Genomic DNA, 25,364 nt, shown 5'->3' with positions numbered 1-25,364 from the left:
GGCGACCCCGGCAGCAGACGGGTCGCCACAGACGGGGCAATGTCGGCTACTGTATTGCATCAGGCTTCACGATTTATCCCGAAATGGCTTTCGACAAGCGAAACCCGATGACCAGACACCGCCCCTCCAACACCCGCCCCTTTGCCCTCTCCGGCTGGAGCCTGCAACGCAAACTGGTGCTGGCCTTCTGGCTGGTCAGCGTGATCCCGACCATGATCGCCGCCGAACTCGCGGCCACCACCCTGTCGCAGATTTTCGACAGCAACGTACGGATCTGGCTGCAGGAATCGACCAAGATCGTCGAAGACGAAATCGGCGAAATCCTGCGAGACAATGCACGGGCCGCACAGTTGTTCCTGCGTTACAGGCGCCCACCCATCGATCAACTGTCAGGCCAGAACGACAAGCTGACCGCCGACATCGCCGACGCCATCGGCATCGACGTGGTGGCGCTGGTGCGCAACAGCGATCACAAAGTGCTGTTCAGCACCGCCTCCGACGACATCGTCCGGCAAATCAGCCTCGCCCCCAAAGCCGTTCTGCAAACCCTGCAAGTCGGCGGTATCGCCACCGGCACGGTGGTCTCGACCTTCGAGACAGAGCAGGCCGGTGTCGAGTACAAACTGCTGGTGGCCACTTACCTGGACCGAAATTTCCTCACCAGCGTGGCCGAGGTGCATTCCCTGGACCTGCGGTTGTACCTGGCCAAGGCCAATGACTTCGCGGAAGTGTTCTCCTCCCAGCGCTTCGAAGATCACCCGTCGGCCGTACCGGAAAAAATCGAACAGATCCTGCGCGCCACCCGGGAACCGACCGAGCAGTTCACCAATCGCTACAGCGGCATCTACCGCCCGATCTTCAATGAAGAAGGTGAGCTGCAAGGCGTGATTTTCAGCGGCCTGCTACGCCACAGCAGCCTGTTGGGACTGGTCAATCAAAGCAACCTGTTCATCCTGATATTCCTGCTCAGCTCGGCGGCGTCCCTGACGGTCGGCTGGCTGGTCTCGCAGCGCCTGACCAAACCCTTGCGCGGGCTCTCCAACGGCGTTCAAGCCGTGATCGCCGGCGACTACCGCCAACGCTTGCCGGTGACCGGCGGCGACGAACTGGCGGAACTGAGCAGCACCTTCAACCACATGAGTGAGCGCCTCGGCGAGTTGCAGCATCTCGAATCGCAGCTGCGTCGCCGCGATCGCCTGCATGCCCTGGGCGAAGTCGCGATGGGCCTGGCCCATGAAATCCGCAATCCACTGGGCATCATCAAAACCGCCACGCAACTGCTGCATCGGCGCGCCGACCTGCCCGAAAGCGACAAGCGGCATCTGGAATACGTGGTCAGCGAAGTCAGCCGGATCAATGACCTGATCACCGACTTCCTCGATTTTGCCAAGCCCAGCGCACCGATGCGTTCGACCCAATCGGCGCGACCGCTGGTGGATGAACTGGCCGGGTTCTGCGCGCCGGAACTGGCCAGCCACCACATCGACGTGCGCATCGACGATCAGGCTCCCGGCGCCACGGTTTACGCCGACGCACGGCAATTGAAGCAGGCCGGCCTGAACCTGATCGTCAACGCCATCGACGCCATGCCAGACGGTGGACACCTGACCCTGGGCATCAGCCGCGATGGCCCCTACATCGTGATCAGCATCAGCGACACTGGCGAGGGCATCGAACCGGACATGCTCGAACGCATCTTCACACCGTTCGTCACCACCAAGGCCTCTGGCACCGGGCTGGGTCTGGCGAAGGTCTTCTCGATCATGGAAAGTCATGACGGACGCATCGAATGCGCCAGCGAAAAACAGGCCGGGGCCACCTTCAGCCTGTACATTCCGGCCAATGGTGCCGACTTCGACGAGGGCAGCGATGACACATAACGTACTGGTGGTCGATGACGAGCCCAAGCTCTGCGACCTGCTCACCTCGGCGTTGAGCCAGAACGGCATCAGCGTCTTCACTGCCGGCAACGGCCTGCACGCGCTCAAGGTGCTGGAGGTCGAAGACATCGACCTGGTCATCAGCGACTGGCGCATGCCCGGCATGGACGGCCCGCAATTGCTGGCGGAAATCAAAAGCCGTTTCCCGCAACTGCCGGTGATCGTCATGACCGCCTACAGCACGGTGAAAAACGCCGTGCAGTCGATGCGCAACGGCGCCTTCGACTACATCGCCAAACCGTTCGACATCGATGAACTGGACATCACCGTCAGCAAGGCCCTGCAGTTTCGCGACATTCTCAAAGACAACCAGCGCCTGCGCGCCGAACTCGATGAACACCAGCAGATCGACAGCCTGATCGGCGACAGCCCGAGCTTCCGCCGGGTGCTGCAGGCGATCGATTCAGTGCGCGAAAGCAACGCGACGATCCTGCTGACCGGCGAAAGCGGCACCGGCAAGGAAATGGTCGCCCGCGCGATCCACAAGCACGGCAATCGCGCCGACAAACCCTTCGTTGCGGTGAACTGCGCGGCCATCCCCGAAGGCTTGCTGGAAAGCGAAATGTTCGGCCACCGCAAAGGGGCCTTCACCGGCGCCGTGACCGACCGGATCGGACGGTTCCAGCAGGCCGACAAGGGCACGCTGTTTCTCGATGAAATCGGCGAAATGCCCCTGGCCCTGCAGGCGAAAATCCTTCGGGCCTTGCAAGAGCGGGTGATCGAACCGGTGGGCGATCCCCGCGAGCGCAAGGTCGATGTGCGGGTCATCGCCGCCACCAATAAAAACCTGCTCGAAGCGGTGGCCAACAAGGAGTTTCGCGAAGACCTCTACTATCGGCTCAACGTGTTCCCGATTCCCCTGCCGGCCCTGCGTGAACGCGTCGAAGACATCGCCCCGCTGGCCCGGCATTTCGCCCATTCGCTGGGCGCTGCCGCCGGCAAGCGCATCACCGGCTTCAGCCCGCAAGCGCTACAGGCCATGGCCCATTATTCATGGCCGGGGAACATCCGCGAACTGCAAAACTGTGTGGAGCGCGCCACCATCGTCGCCTCGGGGACGGTGATTGAAGACGATGATCTGCCGGCGTACCTGTTTGCTTCGTCGCCGGCCGGCAGCGGCGCCATTCTCAACGAGGGCACCAGCGTGCCGCCGGATCTGGACGCCGCGTTGGCGGAAGTCGAAAAGGCCTACATTCTGGCGGCGCTGGCACAGAGCAACGGCGTACAGGCCGCCGCCGCGCAGTTAATCGGAATCTCCGAGCGCAGCTTCTGGTACAGGCTGAAAAAACTCGGGATTCATGTGGACAAGATCGTGCGCTGAGCCAGGAAACACACTGCCCTCTGTGGGGGCGAGCTCACTCGCGATAGCGGTAGACCGGTCAAGCATGAAGTTGAGGCCGATGACCCCTTCGCGAGCAAGCGCCCACAGTAACCGCGCTTGCCACAGGATCAGCTGACGGTTCCGCCCTTCGCTTCACTCATGATCTGCCGGATCGCCCCGACGAAGGTTTCCACCGGTTGCCCGCCCGTGACCGCGTACTGGCCGTTGAAAACCACCGTCGGTACCGAGTTCACCCCGCGTGACAGCCATCGCTGTTCCTCTTCGCGAACCGCGTTGGCGAATTCATCCGACGCCAGAATCGCCTCGGCCCGTTGCCGGTCCAGGCCGACACTTTGCGCAATCTGCGCCAATTGAACGGGGTCGGACGGGTTACCGCCATCGCTGAAATACGCCTTGAACAAGGCCTCTTTCAGCGGCAACTGCAAGCCTTCCAGCGCCGCCCAATGCAGCAGGCGGTGCGCATCGAAGGTGTTGTAGATCCGGCTGTTGGCGTCCGTGCGAAAGGCAAACCCGAGCTCGGCACCGCGCGCGCGGATCATCTCGCGATTTTTCTGTGACTGCTCCGGTGTCGAACCGTACTTCTCGGTGATGTGCTCGGTGATGTTCTGCCCTTCGGGGCCCATCTTCGGGTTCAGTTCGAACGGCTGGAAACTGATCTCGGCCCGGACCTCGTCGCGCAGGATCTCCAGGGCGCGGGTCAGGCCGTATAGACCGACGACGCACCATGGGCAGGACACGTCGCTGACGAAATCGATTTTCAAGGGGCTGCTCATCACACACCTCGCTGGCGGGAAACACGTCGTAAAGCTCGAACGATACACCTGAATGCCGGCGAAGCGGATGACGCGGTACAGCAGGCACGCCGCCATTGCTGGCAGGCCTGCGCCTACAGAGGGATCAGGGGAGTCACAGCAGATTGTGTTCGGCCACCGGCTCGATCTGCGCCCAATGCGAGGTGTCCTCGCGATGAGCCCGCAAGTACGGCAACACCGCCGCCAGCAACGGCGCCTTGAACGCCTCCTGAAAGCGGTGGGCCAGCCCCGGTATCAAGATCAACTCACTGCCACGCAAATGCGCGGCCAGGTGCACGCCATGCATCACCGGCAACAACGGATCGGCCGTGCCATGCACCACCAGCGCTGGAACGCGTAACTGGTTGAGCAACGCCACACGGCTCGGCTCGGCCAGGATTGCCATGATCTGGCGTTTCACCCCTTCGGGATTGAACGCCCGGTCATAGGACACGGCCGCCTGATGCAACAGCGCCTGACGATCATCGGTCACCATCGGACTGCCCAGCGCCGCCAGCAGATCGGCCTGTTGCTCCAGGGCAACTTCACGATTGGGCGCGCCACGCCGCGCAAGCAACTGCACCAACGCCTCACTCGGCGCCGGCAAGCCTTCGGCCCCGGAGCTGGTCATGATCAGGGTCAGGCTCTCGACCCGCTGCGGCGCCATGGCTGCCATGTGCTGGGCGATCATGCCGCCCATGCTGGCCCCCAATACGTGGAATTGCTCGATGTGCAAGGCATCCATCAGCCCCAGGCCATCCTCGGCCATGTCGGTCAGCGAGTACGGCGACGACACCGGCAAGCCGAGCTTGTAGCGCAACACTTCGAAGGTCAGGTTGGCTTCGACCGGCGGTTGCCGCCAGGTGGACAAGCCGACATCGCGATTGTCATAACGGATCACCCGGAAGCCCTGCTGACACAGCGCGACCACCACCTCGTCCGGCCAGTGAATCAACTGCCCGCCCAGGCCCATCACCAGCAGCAAGGCCGGATCGGAGGCGCGGCCAATGCTCTGGTACGCCAGGCTCACCTGGGCCAGGTCTGCCCGTTCGGTCGGGACATTGACGTCACAACGAGACGCCGCCCATGACGGCAGGCCCAACAACGCGGCCATAAAAAAGACTGTTGATAAAAACAAAGCACGCATGAAGAAACACCGAAACGCAGAACCCCAGTAGAGCGCGAGTCTGATGAAATTTGTTCAAGCGCGCTGCCACAGTTCGATGACAGTTTGATGAAGAGTGCCGGGCGGTCATCAGGGCACGTCCAGCGCCACACGATAACTATGTACCGCCATGCCGCTTTCCCACCGACCTCTAATGGCTCCGATTTTTCACCCATCGGAGTTTTTCTTCATGTTCGAATCAACGAACGCACCGCTGGCCGACTTCGGCATCGTCCCCCCGTTGGCCCACGGCACGGACGACAACCTGCACCTGAGCGCCTCGGCACGCTGGAACGACTGCCGCGAACAGTGGCTGGCCCTCATGGCGCAGAACCCGCAAGACCCCCTGACCGCGAACTGGTGGCAGGCACGCGCACGCGGCACCGACCTTTCACGCAAGGCACAGGCCATCCGCTTGTATCGCCAGCATTTCGAAGCATCGTGCCAGTTGGCATTTGCCCAGGGCACCTTGAATGCCGAGCAGCTCAACCTGCTGCTGGACCTCGTCACCCCGGCAGTGCAAACGAGCTCCCCCGAGATCCTGGTTTACGTCGAGACCCTGTCGCTCAGGGGCGACAGCGGTCTGACTGACGAACTTCGGGGGGCCCTGGCCATTACCCGCAATACCGACCAACCGGTCACCCAGTTGCTGTATCTGCCGTCTCGGCAAGTGCCCTGGATGATCTTTGAAAATCGCAACAGTCTGGAACGCTGGTTAATCCAGCAGCAACCTGAACCCGAGACCCGCCACGTCACGGTCGATTACACCGTATTGGACACCCCGCAGCTGACGAAAAGTGCCGAGTCCCTGTTGACGCGACTGGCCACGGTGCCAGCCGAGCGGCAACACAACGACCGTGTCTTTGCCTCGCCTCCCGACCTGCCCATGCCGGAGGCAAACCAGGATATCGCCCCGTTCGGGCAACTGAGCCCCGATATTCCCTTGGACCTTCGCCACAACGCCGTAGTGCAACAGCAAACGGCACTGCAGAACCTGCTGGGGCTGGACTTTGCAGGCACCGCCGACGACCCGCGCATGCAGCGGCTGCAACAGCAATTCGACGCCCTGCGCGCCGCTCAACAGGCCAGCAGCGAGGCCGCAAATGCCCTGTTAAGCGCCGACAATGCGCCGCAACTGCTGGAACTGCGTCACTCATCGCCCTCTCTCTACAAGGCCCTATACCAAGCGCGCCTGAACGGCCTGCGTGCTGAAGCCGACCTGCAATTGAGCCTGGATCAGATCAGCGGCGATGAACATCAGTGGCTCACGGTCGTGCTCGACGCCCCCGAAAAACCCAGACCGGCCGACGTGGTGGTCGCCCGACTGGTGTTGACCGCGACTGACAGCGAAGGTGACACCCTGCGCACGCAAACCCTGGAACTCGACGGTGTGCTGCTGTTTGCCCGGCCATCGGCATTGTTGCCGTCCGCCAGCGACAGCGTGCTGCTCTACTGGCCCGGACATTTCGGCGGCCTGCAGCGGTTCGCCTCTTGCCAGGCACTGCAGCAGAAGATGTTCAGGCAGTCGGCCAACGACGACACGCAAGCGCTGCAGCTTTTGCCGCTGACGGGCAACCCGTTCGAGTACGCCCTGCAAATCCAGCTTCACAGCTGTGAACAGCATGCGACGCGGCTGATGACCGCCCACTCCGCGCCCTCCCATGCCGACCAACGCACGGCGGAACTGGAACACCTGCGAGAACAGACCCTCGCCCGCCTGACCGTCCCCGCCAGCAGCGCGCGTGAGCTGGCCTTTGCGCACATCCTTGAGCAAAACCGCAGCGCGCTGCTGGCCACTCGGCTGCCGTCGCCCCTCCGCGCGCTGACCGAGGCCGAACGCGAACGTCTCAAGGCGCTGTTCACCGCCTACATCGCGGCGATGAAGCGCTCCCAGAAACTGCTGGAACGGGAACTGCCAATGCGCGACTCATTCAGCAAAAAAGCCATCGACGCCCGCCTGCGCAAAGACTTTGCGCTCACCCAAAACGTTGAGGTGATACTGGACCTCCCTGACACCACCACCTGGCGCAAAGAGCCGATCGAGGGCGCGGCGCCAGGCACACCGCACAAAAATGTTCTGATCGGCAGCGAGCAACGCAGCCGGTTGTCCCTCGCCGAACTGGCGCAAAGCAATATCAATCAGGCGATGTGGTTGCGCGTGTCGTTGATGCGGGTCGAGATCAGCGGCGCTGACGAGGGGCAACGGCAGAAGCTGAGAACCGGCATCACCCAGGCCTACCTGCGCAAACTGGTCACCGAGCTGGATCTGGCCGGGAACTATGAAACCTTGATCCGCCAGACCTTCCTGGGCACCCCGACTGCCTCGGCCTTCAGCAATGAATATCGGCGTGAATGCCTGAGCGAGCCGTGGCGCCTGATGCTTGAGTTGCAAGGCGAGTTCGCCGTGCTCGCCAAGGACATCGATACCGCCGGCCAGAAGGTGCTGCGAATCGCCATCGACGCCAACAGCCGTGAAGCCTTCTCCATCGATGGCAAACGCATCGAGCTATTACCCGCGCACCTGACCGTTGGCGGCAAGGACACGCCCGGCGAAGGACCGAGCACCCTGGCCGGGGTGACTTTCATCGTCGAGCAGGTCAGCGGCCTGACCCTGCTGTATCGGCCTGACTGCCCCGACGGAGTGTTTTTGCGTCAGTTCGACAGCCTCGAACAGGCGCGGATGTCCCTGTTCAACCAATCCCTGCATAGCACCATGGTCACCTACCTGGCCGGTCGCGCGTTGACCGGGGAATTTGCCTCGCACGTCAGCCGGATCAACCAGGCCCGGGTGAAAAACTTCGATGCCCTGATCGGCGTCGGCACCGCCTGGCCGGCCAGCACCTCCCTGGCTGCGCATCTGCTCAATGTGCACATGGGCCGTTTGCTGGAGGCGCATCGGTCGACATCGCGCTCCAACGATGCCTTGTATCTGGAGCACGTCGCGCTGCGCTCCGGGGCCATGTTCAACTACCTGAAAATGGCGCTGGGCGTGGTGCCTTTCGTCGGTACCGCCATTGCCCTGTACGACGCCTGGAACAGCGCCAACCTGGCCGTGGCGGCTTTCCTGCGCGGTGATGTCGGCCACGGCCTGGCCGAGGTGGAAGCCGTGCTGCTGTCGTTCATCGACGCGGCCATGGATGTGCTGCCCGTTGCTGGCGCCACTTCCAGCGCCGCGCGCGCCGCCACTCGCGGACGACAATTGCGCGCCCTGACGAAACAGCCTGGCGCCTTGCAGGTCTCGACCCCGCAGCAGGTGCGACACACCCTCAAGCGTTTCGCAGGTTATGAGTACGAACAGGAGATTTCCCTTGCCGGCCTGCAACCGGGTACCGAAGGGATTTATCGCAACGTTTATCGCCACGCCGATGGCAACTTCATGATCAGCCAGGGGCGTATCTATCGCATCGAATTGACGGACAACCCACCGCAATGGCGCTTGGGCGCAACCAGCACCCGAACCTACAAACAACCCATCGCCCTGGATGAAGCCGGCAACTGGAACACCCACTATGCGGTGTACGGCACCGTAACGGCAGGCGGCGGCGCCGGCGGCGGCGCGGTGCTCGGTCATATGGCTGACGGTCTCGACCCGCTCTGGCCCGCCGCCATTCGCCGCTGGTTGCCACGCTGGTGGGCCGACCGGGCGTTGCGACGCCAATTGACCCTGACCAACACCGCCGATGCCTACTCCCGGCGACTCGGGACCCAGACCGACAGCTCCAACGCCGTGCTGGAACATTACTTCAGCGTTGATAAGGAACAGCGCCCACCGCTTCGAGCCAATGCCGACACTATTTGCGTGAACGACATCGAGCTGGCGCAGGCCCAGTACCTGAACCTTGAAGAACTGATGCTGATCAGCCACGGCCGAAGACGCATGCTGGTCGAAGATGCGCAAAGCCGCTGCGCTTGGGTAATCGTCGATCGATTGGTGCGGCGAATCGCTTTGGCCAAGGAGCGCCTGCTGGAACACCTCAACCGTATCGATCAGTTGATTGCCCGATCGGAGGCCACGTCGCTCAACGATACCGCCGCACACATTCAACTGATGGCGCAACGCAAGGAGGTACGAAAAGACTTTCTCAAAAACTTTGACCGGCTTCACGAGCAGGTGGCAGAAGCCAATCGATGGAACGGCCGGATCACCAATCGCGTGCAAAAATCAAAGATGGCCCCGGAGATGGCCACGGTTAACGAAAAATTCAGCGATGCCAACTACTACTACCTGAAAACGGCGAATGAGCTGGAGATCATCACTCACTACAATGCCGTCACCGACCAGTCCTGGGCCTACTTTCACGTACAGTTGAAACAGGCCCGCAACAAGGTCGGGCGAGCGCTGCTGACCCAACATCAATTGCCTGAAGTACAGGCCACGTTTACCCAGCGCAACAAGGTGCTCGAAGATTGCCTGGCGACCTATGCCGAGTTTCGTCGCAACCTCGGGGCCTGGTCCCTGGGTTATCCGCAGCACCTGGATCTGGAGCAGGTCACCGCGTTTCTCGACAATCTGGCAAACGTCGAAGCAGCGGCTCTCCATGCCATCAAGACACGCCCCTCCAACAGTGCAAGAGCGGGAAGCGCGGCAAAGCAACTGTTCGAGACTGAAGACAACCAGTTGCTTATCGGTGTCGCCAGCACTGATGCCGCGACCCGCCAACAGCGCTTCACCGTCGAGGGAGCCAATGGTTACAGGGAAACCTGGCTGCCGCGCTCATCCAGCGGCAAATATCACCTCAGTGAGCCAGTGGCAGCTGCGCCAACGGAGCTTGTGACCGATATCACGCCGTTGCTGGTGGAGGCCAGGAAACGACTCGGCACGGTGGACGCCTACAAAGGCAAAGTCGAAGGCTACGCCCGCCAGGACATGTTGCCGGTCGATCTGGAGCACATGATGACCAATGAAGCCGCGGAACTGAACATGCGCGCCCAGGCCATCGAACGGCTGTCGCCCACGGAGACGGTGGCACTGCAGCTGCGCAATCGCGCGAATGAATTGTCCCGTGCCGGGCGCACGCTGCGAATCGACCAGACCCTGAACAGCAAGACCCCGACCGAGGGCTATCTGGACTATCTGCTTGAACAACGCGTGGTGGACATTCGCAAGGAAGGCGGCCTGCGCGATCTGGGCAAGCGCACGGACGGGCGCAGGGATTTCCTTCAGGAGTACGAGGTTCGCGATGTGCGCGGCGAGTCACCCCAGACGTTGTGGTACGCACATTTCCACTACACCTCGGCAAAACCTGCGTTCAACGATTTCGTCAAAGGTCATTTGAAACTGCCGGAGCAACGCAACCTGGGCCTGCAATGGCAGCAGGCCCAGGCTGGCAGTGGTGCAAACGTGCAAGCGATCTGGCGCGGCGACATCGGCAAACCGCTGGGGATCAAACACTTCGCCGAACTCTAAACACCGTAAACCTCTGTAGGAGCGAGCCTGCTCGCGAAAAACGCAGGTGCACCGCTGGGTATCTGGCTTCCCGCGTTATCGTTGACGTCGATCGTCGGAACGCCGCCCGGAGCCGGCTCGCTCCTACAGGGGGGGTAGTGATCAGGCCAACTGGCTACGCAACTGTCGCGCCGCCGCCACCATGTTCACCAGCGCCGCTTCGGTTTCCGGCCAGGCACGGGTTTTCAGACCGCAATCGGGGTTGACCCACAAACGCTCGGCCGGAATGCGCTTCACCGCTTTGCTCATCAGCTTGACCATCTCGGCGGTGTCCGGCACCCGTGGCGAGTGGATGTCGTAGACGCCCGGACCGATGTCGTTCGGGTAGTCGAACGCCTTGAACGCTTCCAGCAATTCCATGTCGGAACGCGACGTTTCAACGGTGATCACGTCCGCGTCCATGGCCGCGATGGCTTCGATCACATCATTGAATTCGCTGTAGCACATGTGGGTGTGGATCTGGGTTTCGTCACGCACACCACTGGCGCTCAGGCGGAACGCTTCCACCGCCCAGTCGAGGTATTCCTGCCATTGCGCCCGACGCAGTGGCAGGCCTTCACGGAACGCGGCTTCGTCGATCTGCACGATCTTGATGCCAGCGGCTTCCAGGTCCAGCACTTCGTCACGCAGGGCCAAGGCCAATTGTTGCGCCTGGACTTTGCGCGACACGTCTTCACGGGGGAACGACCACATCAGCATGGTCACGGGCCCGGTGAGCATGCCTTTCATGACCTTGTCGGTCTGGCCCTGTGCATAAGTAATCCAGTCGACGGTCATGGCGTTCGGTCGGCTCAGGTCACCGTAGATGATCGCCGGTTTCACGCAGCGCGAACCGTAGCTCTGCACCCAGCCGAAACGGGTAAACAGGTAGCCGTCCAGCTGTTCGGCGAAGTACTCGACCATGTCGTTGCGCTCGGCTTCACCATGGACCAGCACATCCAGCCCCAGGCGCTCCTGGATCTGCACGGAGTGACGGACTTCATGACGCATGGCGTCGGTGTAGTCATTGGCCGACAGCTTGCCTTGCTTGAAGGCCTGGCGTGCCAGACGGATGGATGCCGTCTGCGGGAACGAGCCGATGGTGGTGGTCGGAAACGCCGGCAGCTTAAGGCGTGCACGCTGCTGTTCGATGCGCTTGGCAAACGGCGAATGACGCTGGCTGTCGTTCGGGCCGATCGCCGCGACACGTGCCTGCACGTCGGCCTTGTGGATGCGCGGCGACTCGGCGCGGCTGAGCTGAACGGCGCGGCTCTCGGCCAGGGCGGCTTGCACCTTGGGCGCCTGTGGATCGTTCAAGGCATCGCGCAACACAGCGATTTCGCCACACTTTTGGACGGCAAACGCCAGCCAGCTTTTGAGTTCCGGATCGAGTTTGTCTTCACGCTCCACATCCACCGGACTGTGCAGCAGCGAGCAGGAACTGCTGACCCACAGGTTGTCGCCAAAGCGTTCCTGGGCAAATTGCAGTTGTGCGAGAACAGGCTCCAGTTCGCAGCGCCAGACGTTGCGGCCATTGACCAGGCCCACCGAGAGAATCTTGTAGGTCGGCAGGCGATCGAGCACATGCAGCAATTGGTCGGGCGCGCGCACCGCATCAATGTGCAGACCTTGCACCGGCAGGCCAACGGCCAGGCCAAGGTTGTCTTGCAGACCGCTGAAGTAGGTCGCCACGAGTTTTTTCAGCGGCGAGTACTGGAGGATGTGATAGGCGCGTTCGAAGGCGTTTTTCCAGGCTTGCGGCAGGTCGAGGGTCAGGATCGGTTCGTCTATCTGCACCCATTCCACGCCTTGGGCGGCGAGGCGACCGAGGATTTCGTTGTACACCGGCAGCAGGCGTTCCAGCAGGTCGAGCTTGTCGAAGTGGTTGCCTTTGGCCTTGCCCAGCCACAGGTACGTCAGCGGGCCGATGATCACCGGTTTGACGTTGTGACCCAGGGCCCTGGCTTCAGCGACTTCGTCGAACAGCTGTTCCCAGCTCAGCTTGAACGGCTGCTCGGCGCTGAATTCCGGGACCAGGTAGTGATAGTTGGTGTCGAACCACTTGGTCAGTTCCTGGGCGTATTGCGTCTGGCCATGCTCACCGCCGCAGCAGGTCACCGTGGCGCCACGGGCCATGGCGAACAGGGTGTCGAGGGTCGGCAGGCCGTGCGCGTCCCGGGTACTGTCGAAGCGCTCGGGGATCACACCGAAGGCCAGGGAGTGGGTCAGTACCTGGTCGTACCAGGCGAAGTCGCCGACAGGCAGCAGGTCGATACCGGCGTCTTTTTGCAATTGCCAGTGGGTGGCACGCAGCTGGCGACCGACGCTTTGCAGCGCATTCTGGTCGAGATCGCCCTTCCAGTAGGATTCGAGGGCTTTTTTCAGTTCGCGGTCGGCGCCGATGCGCGGAAAACCAAGGGTGTGGGCCAAGGCCATGGTGAGTTTCCTCCCTTAAAAGATGGCGCTATTGTCGACAGCCAGGGCAACATGAGACAAACTCAACCTTTTCGTGTTGATCACAAGTTTTCCTCATGGAGCCACCCCGGTGCTTGAAATCCGTCACCTGAAGACCCTGCACGCCTTGCGCGAAGCCGACAGCCTGGTGGATGCGGCCGATCGCCTGCATTTGACCCAGTCGGCGCTGTCCCACCAGTTCAAGGAACTGGAAGAGCGCATGGGCATGCCGCTGTTCGTGCGCAAGACCAAACCGGTGCGCTTCACCAGCGCCGGCTTGCGCCTGCTGCAACTGGCCGACGCCACCCTGCCGCTGCTGCGTGGCGCCGAACGCGACATCGCGCGGCTGGCCGGTGGCACCGCCGGACGCTTGCACATGGCGATCGAATGCCACAGTTGCTTTCAGTGGCTGATGCCGACCATCGATCAATTCCGCGACGCCTGGCCGGAAGTCGAGCTGGACCTGGCTTCGGGGTTTTCCTTCGCGCCCCTTCCGGCCCTGGCCCGTGGCGATCTGGACCTGGTGGTGACCTCCGACCCGCTGGACCTGGCGGGGATCACTTACGTGCCGTTGTTCACCTACGAGGCGATGCTCGCCGTGGCCAACCAGCACCGGCTGGCGAGCAAGGCCTACATCGTCCCGGAAGACCTGGTCACGGAAACCCTGATCACCTACCCGGTGGAACGCGACCGCCTGGACATCTTCACCCGCTTCCTGGAGCCGGCCGATATCGAACCGGCGCAAGTGCGCACATCGGAACTGACGGTGATGATGATGCAGCTGGTGGCCAGCGGACGCGGCGTCTGCGGCATGCCCCATTGGGCGCTGCACGAGTACAGCTCACGGGGTTACGTGAAGGCCAAGCGGCTGGGCGAGAAAGGACTGTTCGCGACGCTGTACGCGGCCGTTCGCACCGACATGCTGGATGCACCGTACATGCGTGATTTCCTGCTGACGGCGAAGGACACGTCGTTTTCGACGCTGGATGGAGTTAGCGCGGTCCGCTAGAAAACCACAACCTCTGTGGGAGCGGGCATGCCCGCGATGGGGTTGGTAGGTCCAACATCAATGTGCCGGACATGACGCTATCGCGAGCAAGCGCGCTCCGACAGGGATTGGCGGTGTGCCTGGATCTCACACCACATGTGAATCTTGTCGAAATACGCCTCTCCCACCCGCACCGCCATCGGCTCAAGCCCGAACTGGATGAACCCGCAACGACGGTACAGGTTGAACGCAGCGTCATTGCCGGCGGTGACGGTCAGTTTGATCAGCCGCAGTTCCGGATGCTGCTGCGCCTCGGCCAACACCGCCTGCACCAATTGATAGCCGAGTCCGCGTTGACGGACATCGGCGGACACGTACATACCAAACAGCGTCGCCTTGTGCCGGGCCTTTTCCCGAGGCTCGAAGGCCAGCCCGACAATGCCCGCCAACCTGCCCTCTTCGAACGCGCCGAACACTTGATCCAGCTTGCCGGTCAGGCGCGACTCCCACCACTGCAAGGGCATGGAGGCCCGCTCGCGCACGCTGGAGGTGAACGCCTGCGGGTGACGGTCATAGGCTTCGAGCATCAACTCCCGGTAAGCCAGGGCGTGGCTGGCATCCAGACGTTCGATCCACATGCTCAGGCCATCCGGCGTTGTTCAAGCATCAGCCGCAGCGCCAGCGCCGACAGCACGAAACCCATGAAATAACGCTGCAGCGCCAGCCAGGTCGGGTTGCTGACGAACCACGAAGCGATGCCCGCAGCAAACAGGGCGATCAGCAGATTGACGCAGAAGCTGACGCTGATCTGGGTCAGGCCCAGCACGATGCTTTGGGTGAACACCGAACCGTGTTCGGGGCTGATGAACTGCGGAAACACGGAAAGGTAGAACACCGCGATTTTCGGGTTCAGGGCACTGGTCAGAAACCCCATGGTGATCAGTTTGCGCGACGAATCCGGCGGTAACTGTTGTGCCTCGAACGGCGAACGCGCACCGGGTTTGACCGCTTGCCAGGCCAGCCACAGCAAGTACAGCGCGCCGGCCCATTTCAACACCTCATAAGCCATCGGCACCGCCAGGAACACGGCGGTCAAACCGGCCGCCGCGGCGAACAGGTGCACGAAAAAACCCGCGACCACACCCAGCAACGACGTCACACCGGCCTTGCGTCCCTGGCAGATCGAACGGGAGATCAGATAGATCATGTTCGGCCCCGGCGTCAGGACCATCAGCAGCGCGGCAGCGGCGAAAATCAGCAAATCCTGAAGCGGGATCATGGCGGTTCCTTGGCATGGATGATCAGGCGATCGCGGTCAGCGAAGCCCGATAAAACGGCAGGATAAGGTCACGTGTCAATGGCGCAAGGGTGACATTGCCGTCGGTGGCCGGGTCGATCCAGATCACTTCTTCGATCTCTGCTGCCGGGGAAACGTCGGCATCAATGGTCAGCAGAAAGATTTCCGCCTGTACGACAAAACCCGGTTCGTTGGCGGCCGGAGCCGAGAACTGCCCGAGAAAAGTCGCGCAGGCTGGATCAATGATCAAACCCAACTCCTCTTCCAGCTCACGGGTCAGGGCATGGACCGGTTGCTCATGGGCCTCGATTTTGCCCCCCGGCTGCATGAACGCCTCGGTGCCACGCTTGCGCACCAGCAAGGTACGGCCATCGGGACCGATCAGCAGGGCGGCGGCGATGTGGATAAGTCCGGAATCAATGAGAGAAACATCAGTAGGAAAAGACATTGCTGACCCAGGGTCCATGTGAGGGCCGTACAGAATCCCACGCCTTTTTGCCTCGGCCAAGGGCTGAGTCTCGCCAAGGACCAGAACGGTCCGCCGACAAGTCCGGAAATTTCCCACGAACGAGTTTGGTAGCGTGTTTGCACCGATTTTCTACGGTCCCTCACCCCATTCGCTGCCTATGGAAACCCTTGCATGTCCGACATCTCAACGCTGAAAGAAAAAATCAACACCAAGACATTTCATCTCGTTCTGTTAGGGCTACTGACGGGAGGGCTCTATTTAAACATCTGGATGTATAAAACCTTTACCGCACTGGAGGACGTCACTCGAATAAAAACCATGAACCCGGCCTTTTTTGTCGGCTACCTGGCCCTCATCGGGATAATCGGATATGTCAGTGTCGTCCCCCATCTCTATGCACTCGTGCTGACCGGTATCCTGTTGTTATTACTCACTGCACTTACCCTGCTCTGGTGCTTTCGCGTGCGGCGGGTGCTGAAGGCTTACGCCTTGGCTGAACACAACTTCGAGCTGCGCATGAACCTGGTCTATACCGGGCTTTTTACCTTTTACTACATCAACTACTGCATCAACGCCCTTCCGAGTGACAAGCAGAAGCACGAGGACAAAACGCGGGCGAAACACGAAGCCATTCAAGCCTGAACGAAAAAGGCGAACACCCGTAAAGATGTTCGCCTTTATGAAAAACCAAAGTGAGTACCAACCAAATTCCATGTTTGTGGGTTCCCGCCAAACATAGGATCTCCCGCATTGGATCGGTGCGAGCCGTGTCTTTGTGATCACACCCATTCCTTAGTGGGAGCTTGCTTGCGATGGCGCCAGCACCGACGCCGAAGAATCCGGATCAGCCCGCCGGTATCAGCAGCTCCCGTAACCCGGATGCATGCTCGACCATTTCCCCCGGCAACTTCAGCCGCTGATCATCCAGATACCGATAATCCTGGCGCGCCGCCGTCAACCGGTTCAGGTCCAGCTCGACCGCAAACTGCCCCTCCTCGCGCCCGGCCTCGAACAGCAGGGTGCCCAGCGGATCGACCAACGCGCTGCCGCCGGCAAACAGCAAGCCGCCATCGCCCTCTTCCACACGATTGACCATCAGCGCAAACGCCTGGTTTTCCTGGGCGCGGGCCATGATCGCGGTGCGGTGGGTCGGGCCGTAGGGGTCCATGTTGCCGTTGGTGACCAGCAGCACCTCGGCGCCCAGTTGCGCCAGGGCGCGGGCGGTTTCGGGGAATTCGATGTCGTAGCAAATCAGCAGGCCGACGCGCACCCCGTTCCACAGGCAAGTGGCATAACGGTCGCCCGCCTCGAAGACACCGCGATCCGACGCCCACAGGTGCGTCTTGCGATATTTGAGCGCGATGCCTTCGGGGGTTATCAGCAGCGTGGTGTTGTAGAAACGGCCGTTGTCGTTCTCGGCGGTGCCGATGACCACGGTAATGTCGCGTTCACGGGCGGCGGCGACAATGGCGCTGACGGTCGGGCCGTCCAGCGGCTCGGCGATCCCGGCCACGGATTCGGCCGACGGAAAGCCCATCAGGTGGCTTTCCGGGAACATGAGCAGTTGCGTATCGGCGGCGCAGGCGTTGATCGCCGCCAAAGAGCGTTCGAGGTTATAAGCCGTGTCGTTGTCACGGCCCGTCAATTGGGCGAGTTCGACCTTCATGGGTATTCCTTGTCATGGATGCCGGGCGGCGCAAAGATTGCCCGCTCGCTGTCTGTGCGCCAGTATGCGCAGCAAGCAGGCAGGCGGGGAATTACGCCGCCGGGGTAACACGATAGGGGTAGAGGCATGACACTCTCGTTGAACGACATCGCCTGGCACCGTTCCGTCGGGCAACTGATCGACGCCCTGGACAAGCCCAATTTCTGGACGCAACTGGTGCGGCTGCTGGATCAGTACGTGCCTTGCGACAGCTGGGTGGCCCTGCTGTTCAGCGCCGATCAGTACCCGCAGGTGTTTGCCGAATGCCCCGGCGAGGACGGCGGCCCCGATCAGTTGTTTCAGGACTACCTGCGCGGGCTGTACCTGCTCGACCCGTTTTACATCGCCAGCCGCGAACAATCGGGCACCGGGTTGTATCGCCTGTCGGAGGTGGCGCCGGAGCATTTCGAACTCACCGAGTACTATCAACGCTACTTTCGTGTGAATGTCGTGGCGGACGAAATCCAGTTTAATTGTCAGCTTGAAGGCGACCGCACGCTGTGCCTTTCACTGGGCAGCAAGCAGCGCTTCAGCGTCGGGCAGATTGCCCTGCTGTCGCTGATCCAGCCGTGGGTGCTTGGCCTGTTGCGCCAGCGTCTGCCTTATGAAGTCAACGACGTGGTGGCGCTTGCGCCTGCCCCGGTACAAGGCGACTGGCGTGTGCAACTGGAAGCATCGGTGCAGAAACTCAAAGGCACGCAATTGACCGCCAGGGAGCTGGATGTCGGGCGCTTGATGCTCAGCGGCTGTTCCAGCAAGGAAATCGCCCGCAAACTGGAGATCTCCATCGAAACCGTAAAGGTCCACAAGAAACACATGTACAGCAAGCTGGGGATCAAATCCCAGTCCGAGCTGTTTTCGATTTTTCTACAGGCACAAAATGCCTGACATGGCACTGAAATGCTTTTCTGCAAGAGCGAGCCTGCTCGCGATGATCGTGAACGATAACGCGGGGAACCTGATGCCCCGCGGTGTTCTCTGGTTCATCGTGAGCAGGCTCGCTCCTGCAATGATTTGCGTTTAGCCGAACCATTGAGTCCGAACCCACGGAAACCGTATGAGTCTGTCACTCCTGAGCCGCTACGCCTTCTTTGCCGTCTGCGTGATATTCACCCTCGCCAGCCTGCCCTTTCTCGCGCACGACTGGCTGTGGCCGATCACCGCTGTCACGGGCGTACTCAGCCTGATCGGTGTTTTCGATTTGCTGCAAAGTCCCCACGCGGTACGCCGTAATTACCCGATTCTCGGCAACATTCGTTACATGTTCGAAGCCATTCGCCCGGAAATCCGCCAGTACCTGCTCGAATCCGACAGCGACGCCCTGCCCTTTTCCCGGGCCCAGCGTTCTCTGGTCTACTCCCGGGCCAAGAACGAAAGCGCCGACAAGCCGTTCGGCACCCTGATCGACGTGTATCAATCGGGCTTCGAGTTCATCGGCCATTCCATGCGTCCGGCGCCCTTGAGCGACCCCGCCAGTTTCCGCGTGATGGTCGGCGGCCCGCAATGCACCCGGCCGTATTCCGCGTCGGTGTTCAACATATCGGCCATGAGCTTCGGCTCGCTCAGTGCCAACGCCATCCGCGCCTTGAACCAGGGCGCCAAACTCGGCAACTTCGCCCATGACACCGGCGAGGGCAGCATCAGCCCGTATCACCGCGAACACGGCGGCGATCTGACCTGGGAACTGGGCAGCGGCTACTTCGGTTGCCGCACCTCGGACGGGCGTTTCGACCCCGAACGCTTCGCGGCGCAGGCACAGACGCCGCAGGTGCGGATGATCGAAATCAAGATGAGCCAGGGCGCCAAACCGGGGCACGGCGGGATTCTGCCCAAGCACAAGGTCACCCAGGAAATCGCCGATACTCGCGGCATCTTGATGGGCGAAGACTGCATTTCGCCGTCACGTCACAGCGCGTTTTCCACGCCTATCGAGTTGATGCATTTCATCCAGCAGTTGCGTGAACTGTCCGGTGGCAAACCGGTGGGCTTCAAGTTCTGCCTCGGCCATCCATGGGAGTTCATGGGGATCGCCAAGGCCATGCTGGAAACCGGCATTCTCCCGGACTTCATCGTGGTCGACGGCAAGGAGGGCGGCACCGGCGCCGCCCCGGTGGAGTTCACCGACCACATCGGCGTGCCGATGCGCGAAGGGTTGCTGTTCGTGCACAACACCCTGGTTGGCCTGAACCTGCGGGACAAGATCAAACTCGGCGCCAGCGGCAAGATCGTCAGCGCCTTCGACATCGCCAGCGTCCTGGCCATCGGCGCCGACTGGGCCAACTCGGCGCGTGGCTTCATGTTCGCCATCGGCTGCATCCAGTCGCAAAGCTGCCACACCAACAAATGCCCGACCGGTGTTGCCACCCAGGACACCTTGCGCCAGCGGGCGCTGGTGGTGCCGGACAAGGCCCAGCGCGTTTACAACTTCCACCGCAACACCCTCAAGGGCCTGGCGGAGATGCTCGCCGCCGCGGGCCTCGAACATCCGTCGCAGTTGTCGGCCAAACACCTGGTGCGGCGCATGTCGGCAACCGAGATCAAACTGTTCTCGCAGTTGCATGTGTCCCTGAAACCGGGGGAATTGCTGAACGGTGAAGTGAATGGCGAGTTTTACTCGCGGATGTGGCAGATGGCGCGCGCAGACAGTTTCGAGCCCAATGAAGTGGCCGTCGCTTGACCGCCACGGCCCCGCCACTGCGCTTCACCAGCGAAGCGTTTTGATCGGGGCCGGTTCCTTCATCACGATAAAACCGTAATCCCCGATCAGGTAGATCCGGTAGTACCGGCTCTCTACCAGCGAGGGAAAGCCTTGATACCCGACCTTCGTCGCGTTACGCCGATCCTTCTCCGCGACCACGTTGGTGATGCCCACCTTGGGCAGGTTTTCGGCCAGCATGAAATAGTCGATGTTCAACAAATAGTGCAACACCGGCATGTGCTTGAACGAGCCCGCGGCCCCGACCAACCAATGATCGGAATAGGTCACCGACAGGTAAATGCGTTTGGCCTCGCGCAGCGCCCGATGGCTGGCGATGTCGTACTCGAGGCTGTAGAGCGCGCTGCTGGCAAAGGTTTTCTGCAGCACCAGCACCCGCCCGTAGGCGAACGACAGTGACAGCATCGCCAACAGCGGCACCACCAACAGCAGCGGCAATCGCTCGTGCAGGGGGGCCAGTGCCAGATGAGCCAGGTAGCACATCAGCACCAGCAAGACTGCGAAGCCCATCAGGGTTCTGGCGCCTTCGTTGAAGTCGCGGAAGAACAGGGCAACCCCCGACACCAACAGCAGCACCATGGGCACGCTCAGCACACAGAGCAGGCCGATCAACAGTTTCTTCGGCCCACTGTCCGAACGCCGCACAACCCGCGAACCCAGGCGAACCGCCCCAACAATCGCGCATAAGAACAACCCGGCGAACACCCAGGCAAACCCGCCATGGAACAGCAACACCACGTTCTCCAGCACCCGGCCGAGGTTGATCCGGATTTGCAGCAAGGGATGCGCGCCCCAATTCAGCAACAGCGTGCGCCCCTCTCCCATGAAGGGGTAAGCGCTGACGCCGTAGATCAACCCGCCCAGCACGAGTTGAGCGAACTTCCAGCCGATCAGACCGCCCCACTGCGGCCAGGCCACTTTGTCATTGGCGGCCCGCAACACTTCCAGGCAACACAGGCCGAGAAACACATTGAGGCTCACCTGATACAACCCGAGCGCCAGTGCAATCAGCAATGACGGCACCAGCCATTGCACATTGCGCGAGGGGTGGCGAAAGGTGATGGCGTAGATCACCGCCACCAAGCTCAAGACCATGATCGGGCCGTCGTACTGATAAGAGAGATTTTGCAGGAAGAACGGGTTGTACCAGAGCGGCAACAGCACCAGACAACGGGCGACCGTCGGTTGACGGAAGTAATGAAAGGTCAGGCTGGTCAGTGCCGAGGCCATGGCCACGGTTGCGATCAACAGCGGCAACGGAAAGATGTTCGGCGCGGCGTTGCTGAAGGTCAGCGCGTTGTAGAACAGCTCGGCGAACAACCGTCCCTGTTCGGCCCAGGCCATCCCTGCCGACAGCGAGCGCCAGTTGTCATCGATGTAGGGGAAGTCCGCCAGGATCAGCGGCAGCACATACAAAAAGGTCGCGAGCAGGAAAAACAGCCAGACCTGACGGCGACCGAGTTCCCTGACGAAGAAATCACTGAATCTGCCCATGCTAAGGCCCGTGCCGGTCTTTGCCGCCGCCTCTGCGTTCGACCACAGCGAGGGGGCGGTGAATCAGCGTATTCGCAACGCCGATCACCCTGTCGCCGGCCAAGCCTTTGCGCACCCGTCTCATGCTGACAACCCTGTGTGGGAACCCAGTCCGTCCACCTACATTTGAGCGTGTCTACTGTCAGATATCACAGGCGTGAGGCCCTTTCAGACCAGCGGTTAAACGCCACGAGACATTCCGAAATATCCCGACTTTGCATTTGTCGGCGAATCACGCCACCCTGCGCGCCGCCGATGTGCCGGGGCGCAACCTTTCGCCCCTTCCGGACTCCTTTGTTTAACCCCCGTTTACGAGCCTGATGTCATGACGTTCGAGCGCGATCACCGGATCGACTTTTTTCGCGGTCTGGCACTGATCTTCATTTTCTGGGATCACGTGCCCCACAACCCACTGGGTCAAATCACCTTGCGCAACTTCGGCTTCAGCGACGCGGCTGAAGTCTTCGTGTTTCTGGCCGGTTATGCCGCGGTGCTGGCCTACGGCAAAATCCTCGCCCGCGAGGGGTTCCTGATCACCTGCGTGAAAATCCTGCGCCGGGCCTGGGTGCTCTACGTGGTGCATATTTTCCTGCTGGCGATGCTGATGGGCATTGTGTTCTTCGCCAACAGTCACGTGGAGACCCGGGATCTGGTGGAGGAAATGGGCATGCACCACTTCATCGCCAGCCCGCAACAGGCCCTGATCGATGAGCTGCTGCTGCGCTTCAAACCGAACCTGATGGACCCGCTGCCGCTGTACATCGTGCTGCTGGCCGGGTTGCCGATGGTGCTGCCGTTGCTGGTGCGCAAGCCCTGGGCCGTGGTGGCGATGTCGTTGACGGTGTACCTGCTGGCGCAATGGCTGGGCTGGAACCTGGCCGCCATCAAGGACGGCGTGTGGTACTTCAACCCTGTCGCCTGGCAGTTGCTGTTCGTGCTCGGTGGCGCGGCGGCGATTCACTCACAGCGCTCGCGCGTGCCCGAGACCCGACCTTTGATCCGCCAGCCGTTGTTCCTGACGGCAGCGGTATACGTTGTGGTCGCCGGCGTGCTGACTGTGTTGTGGCGCTGGCCGCAGATCCACGATGCGCTGATGCCGGCCAGCCTGAGCAATTTGTTGTACCCGATCAGCAAGACCAACCTGTCACCCGTGCGCCTGTTGCACTTTCTGGCGCTGGCCTACGTCACCGCGAAACTGCTGCCCGACACCGGCTGGACGAAAAACTGGCTGGCCCGGCAAAGCTGCCGCATGGGGCGTTTTTCCCTGGAAATCTTCTGCCTCGGCGTGCTGCTGGCGCCCCTGGCGGACATGATCAATGCGATGGCCGACGATGCCTTCGCCATGCAGATCTTCACCGCGCTGGTGGGGGCCGGGTTGATGGCGTTGCTGGGGGCCTGGCTGGAGTTCAACAAGCGCTTGAATCAGACCATCAAAAGATCGCAGACGGTGACAGCGCCTGCCTGAGCAGATCGCGTGCGCCTGTCGATGCCGGGTTGATCTGCAAAAATACAAAAGCCCCGGCCAATGGACCGGGGCTTTTGCGTTTCAGGCGTTACGACTTACGAAGCCGACTGCACCGCACCCTGCGACACAGGGGCCGGTTGCAGCTTGAACACGTAGAACAACACGGTCAGCAGCACCAGGAACGCCGGGCCGACATACAAGGCCACGCGAGTGTCCGGAAAGTAGGCCATCAGACCGACCACCAGCACCAGGAACGCCAGCGCCAGGTAAGAACTGACCGGGTACAGCCACATGCGGTATTTCAAACCCGCACGTTCGCTGGCGCTCAGGCCCTTACGGAATTTGAGCTGGGCCAGCAGGATCATCACCCAGGTCCAGATCGCACCGAAGGTCGCAATCGCCGTCACCCAGACGAACACCTTTTCAGGCACCAGGTAGTTGAGCAGTACGCCCAGCAACAAGGCGCCCATCGACAGCAGCAACGCGCGACGCGGCACACCATTGCTCGAGGTCTTGGCGAAGCCCGCCGGGGCCTGACCGTTCTGCGCCAGGCTGTAGAGCATGCGTCCGGTGCTGAAGATGCCGCCATTGCAGGACGACAGCGCCGCCGTGATCACCACGAAATTGATAATGCCGGCGGCGGTCTTGATGCCCAGGCGCTCGAAGGTCATCACGAACGGGCTGCCCTGGGTACCGATTTCATTCCACGGGTAGATCGACAGGATCACGAACAGTGCGCCAACGTAGAACAGCAGAATCCGCCAGAACACCGAGCCGATCGCATCGGGAATGGTCTTTTGCGGGTTCTTCGCTTCACCGGCGGTCAGGCCGATCATTTCCACGCCGAGGTAGGCAAACATGACCATTTGCAGGGACATCAACACGCCTTGAACGCCATTGGGCATGAAGCCGCCATGGGTCCAGAGATTGGAAATGCCCAGCGCGACCCCATCGTTGCCCAAGCCAAAGGCGATGATGCCGATGCCACCCACTACCATCGCAATGATGGTCACGATTTTGATCAGGGCGAACCAGAACTCGAATTCACCGAAGGCCTTGACCGCGATCAGGTTGATGGTGCCCATGCTGACCAGGGCCGACAGCGCCCAGATCCAGCGCGGTACGTCGGGGAACCAGACGCCCATGTACACCGCCACGGCGGTGATTTCCGCGACACAGGTCACCAGCCACAGGAACCAGTAGTTCCAGCCGGTCAGGAAGCCCGCCAGAGGGCCGAGGTAGTCTTGGGCATAACGGCTGAACGAACCCGCAACCGGGTTGTGCACGGCCATTTCGCCGAGGGCGCGCATGATGACCAGAATGGCCAGGCCGCCGATGATGTAGGACAGCATGATCGCCGGCCCTGCCATCTCAATGGCCTTGGCCGAACCGAGAAACAGGCCGACACCGATACAGGCTCCGAGTGCCATCAAGCGAATATGCCGTTCGCCGAGTTCACGTTTGAGCGGGCCGCCCTGAGCGGTCTCGCCGTGGGGCAGATGATTGCCAACTGGCATAGGGGTACCACCTCGTCTTGTTATTGGATATAGCCACCGAGTGTCGAAACAATGACGGATAAGTCACTGCTTCCCATAACCGGCTCGGCCTCGTGGGCAAAACCGTCTTCCAGGACACATCCTGCAAGATCAGCGGGGCGTGCAGTATAAAAAGCCGGCGACAGATATTTTCACTCTATAAACCACAAAATTCAGGCGTAACTCTCGGCAAAATGGGGATTCATGGAGATGGATTGCCTGACTTATGTAGGATTTTTCGCCATTTTCAACGGCGGCGAGTATTGCACGGTATGGGTGCGTCGTCATGCCCACAGACAGGCCGTTTTTACTCGATGGACGCGTCTAGACCAGTACTTCCAGCGTGCAGCCATCCCCGTGGCGAGGGAGCTTGCTCCGCCGGGCTGCAAAGTGGCCCCAACCCTGTCATCGGGTTGTGCCTGATTAACCGGTGACCTGGTTTTGCGACGGCTGCGCACTCGAGCGGGACGGCGCGGCGATCCAACACGCTGACTCGCCACAGGAAACAGAAGAAACCCGATAGTTGGAGGTTCACAATT

General features: G+C 61.2%; 17 protein-coding genes. 8 read left to right on the top strand and 9 right to left on the bottom strand.

From position 1 onward, the window contains the following. The first annotated feature begins 107 nt into the window (after window positions 1-107). A complete protein-coding gene (locus AC1Q6D_RS10780; RefSeq protein WP_103406340.1) occupies window positions 108-1,880 on the top strand; it encodes a sensor histidine kinase in 1,773 nt (590 codons plus the stop codon). Beyond that, the gene (locus AC1Q6D_RS10775; protein ID WP_103406315.1) at window positions 1,870-3,261 is read left to right on the top strand and encodes a sigma-54-dependent transcriptional regulator; all 1,392 of its coding nucleotides are present in this window, start codon (window positions 1,870-1,872) and stop codon (window positions 3,259-3,261) included. Before AC1Q6D_RS10780 ends, AC1Q6D_RS10775 begins: the two co-directional genes overlap by 11 nt. Window positions 3,262-3,389: 128 nt before the next feature. Here AC1Q6D_RS10775 and AC1Q6D_RS10770 read toward each other — a convergent pair whose 3' ends face one another. Both AC1Q6D_RS10770 and AC1Q6D_RS10765 read right to left on the bottom strand, forming a co-directional pair. Continuing rightward, window positions 3,390-4,055, bottom strand: coding sequence for a DsbA family oxidoreductase (locus tag AC1Q6D_RS10770; protein WP_090467367.1), 666 nt, complete (start codon window positions 4,053-4,055; stop codon window positions 3,390-3,392). A 133-nt stretch (window positions 4,056-4,188) separates the two neighbouring features. After that, a complete protein-coding gene (locus AC1Q6D_RS10765) occupies window positions 4,189-5,220 on the bottom strand; it encodes an alpha/beta fold hydrolase (RefSeq protein ID WP_103406316.1) in 1,032 nt (343 codons plus the stop codon). A 208-nt stretch (window positions 5,221-5,428) separates the two neighbouring features. Between AC1Q6D_RS10765 and AC1Q6D_RS10760 the strand changes: the two genes are divergently transcribed. Next, complete coding sequence (locus AC1Q6D_RS10760) at window positions 5,429-10,645, top strand: dermonecrotic toxin domain-containing protein (protein ID WP_103406317.1); 5,217 nt, start codon at window positions 5,429-5,431, stop codon at window positions 10,643-10,645. A gap of 141 nt (window positions 10,646-10,786) precedes the next feature. On the opposite strand, the gene metE is transcribed toward AC1Q6D_RS10760, so the two are convergent. Continuing rightward, window positions 10,787-13,099 carry a 5-methyltetrahydropteroyltriglutamate--homocysteine S-methyltransferase gene (gene metE, locus AC1Q6D_RS10755; protein ID WP_103406318.1) on the bottom strand — a complete coding sequence of 771 codons (2,313 nt, stop codon included), beginning with the start codon at window positions 13,097-13,099 and terminating at the stop codon, window positions 10,787-10,789. Between the two features lie 109 nt (window positions 13,100-13,208). Here metE and metR point away from each other — a divergent pair, with 109 nt between their 5' ends. Continuing rightward, window positions 13,209-14,126 (top strand): transcriptional regulator MetR, encoded by a 918-nt coding sequence (gene metR, locus AC1Q6D_RS10750; protein ID WP_047538239.1) that lies wholly within the window; start codon window positions 13,209-13,211, stop codon window positions 14,124-14,126. Between the two features lie 77 nt (window positions 14,127-14,203). Here metR and AC1Q6D_RS10745 read toward each other — a convergent pair whose 3' ends face one another. From AC1Q6D_RS10745 to AC1Q6D_RS10735, 3 genes are read right to left on the bottom strand one after another with little or no spacing between them, the layout of a single operon-like run. Next, a complete protein-coding gene (locus AC1Q6D_RS10745; RefSeq protein WP_103406319.1) occupies window positions 14,204-14,743 on the bottom strand; it encodes a GNAT family N-acetyltransferase in 540 nt (179 codons plus the stop codon). A 2-nt stretch (window positions 14,744-14,745) separates the two neighbouring features. After that, the gene (locus AC1Q6D_RS10740) at window positions 14,746-15,384 is read right to left on the bottom strand and encodes a LysE family translocator (RefSeq protein WP_047538236.1); all 639 of its coding nucleotides are present in this window, start codon (window positions 15,382-15,384) and stop codon (window positions 14,746-14,748) included. 22 nt (window positions 15,385-15,406) lie between these two features. Next, a complete protein-coding gene (locus AC1Q6D_RS10735) occupies window positions 15,407-15,850 on the bottom strand; it encodes an NUDIX hydrolase (RefSeq protein WP_103406320.1) in 444 nt (147 codons plus the stop codon). A gap of 192 nt (window positions 15,851-16,042) precedes the next feature. Here AC1Q6D_RS10735 and AC1Q6D_RS10730 point away from each other — a divergent pair, with 192 nt between their 5' ends. Then, on the top strand, window positions 16,043-16,513 hold the full coding sequence (locus AC1Q6D_RS10730; RefSeq protein ID WP_103406321.1) for a hypothetical protein: 471 nt from the start codon (window positions 16,043-16,045) through the stop codon (window positions 16,511-16,513). 202 nt (window positions 16,514-16,715) lie between these two features. On the opposite strand, the gene AC1Q6D_RS10725 is transcribed toward AC1Q6D_RS10730, so the two are convergent. After that, window positions 16,716-17,537: a carbon-nitrogen hydrolase family protein gene (locus tag AC1Q6D_RS10725; protein WP_103406322.1), complete on the bottom strand. Its 822-nt coding sequence runs from the start codon at window positions 17,535-17,537 to the stop codon at window positions 16,716-16,718. Window positions 17,538-17,663: 126 nt separating this feature from the next. On the opposite strand from AC1Q6D_RS10725, the gene AC1Q6D_RS10720 reads away from it, so the two are divergent. Both AC1Q6D_RS10720 and AC1Q6D_RS10715 read left to right on the top strand, forming a co-directional pair. Then, complete coding sequence (locus tag AC1Q6D_RS10720) at window positions 17,664-18,464, top strand: helix-turn-helix transcriptional regulator (RefSeq protein ID WP_103406323.1); 801 nt, start codon at window positions 17,664-17,666, stop codon at window positions 18,462-18,464. A 169-nt stretch (window positions 18,465-18,633) separates the two neighbouring features. Next, the gene (locus tag AC1Q6D_RS10715) at window positions 18,634-20,253 is read left to right on the top strand and encodes an FMN-binding glutamate synthase family protein (RefSeq protein WP_103406324.1); all 1,620 of its coding nucleotides are present in this window, start codon (window positions 18,634-18,636) and stop codon (window positions 20,251-20,253) included. Window positions 20,254-20,277: 24 nt separating this feature from the next. Here AC1Q6D_RS10715 and AC1Q6D_RS10710 read toward each other — a convergent pair whose 3' ends face one another. Then, window positions 20,278-21,786, bottom strand: coding sequence for a glucosyltransferase domain-containing protein (locus AC1Q6D_RS10710; protein WP_103406325.1), 1,509 nt, complete (start codon window positions 21,784-21,786; stop codon window positions 20,278-20,280). A gap of 364 nt (window positions 21,787-22,150) precedes the next feature. Between AC1Q6D_RS10710 and AC1Q6D_RS10705 the strand changes: the two genes are divergently transcribed. Beyond that, window positions 22,151-23,290: an OpgC family protein gene (locus AC1Q6D_RS10705; RefSeq protein WP_103406326.1), complete on the top strand. Its 1,140-nt coding sequence runs from the start codon at window positions 22,151-22,153 to the stop codon at window positions 23,288-23,290. 95 nt (window positions 23,291-23,385) lie between these two features. On the opposite strand, the gene AC1Q6D_RS10700 is transcribed toward AC1Q6D_RS10705, so the two are convergent. After that, a complete protein-coding gene (locus AC1Q6D_RS10700) occupies window positions 23,386-24,807 on the bottom strand; it encodes an amino acid permease (RefSeq protein WP_103406327.1) in 1,422 nt (473 codons plus the stop codon). Window positions 24,808-25,364 lie beyond the last annotated feature (557 nt).

The sequence above is a fragment of the Pseudomonas sp. MT92 genome (assembly GCF_058792515.1).
Note: the sequence above shows the minus strand (reverse complement) of the source record. Positions and strands in the feature narration are given on the sequence as shown.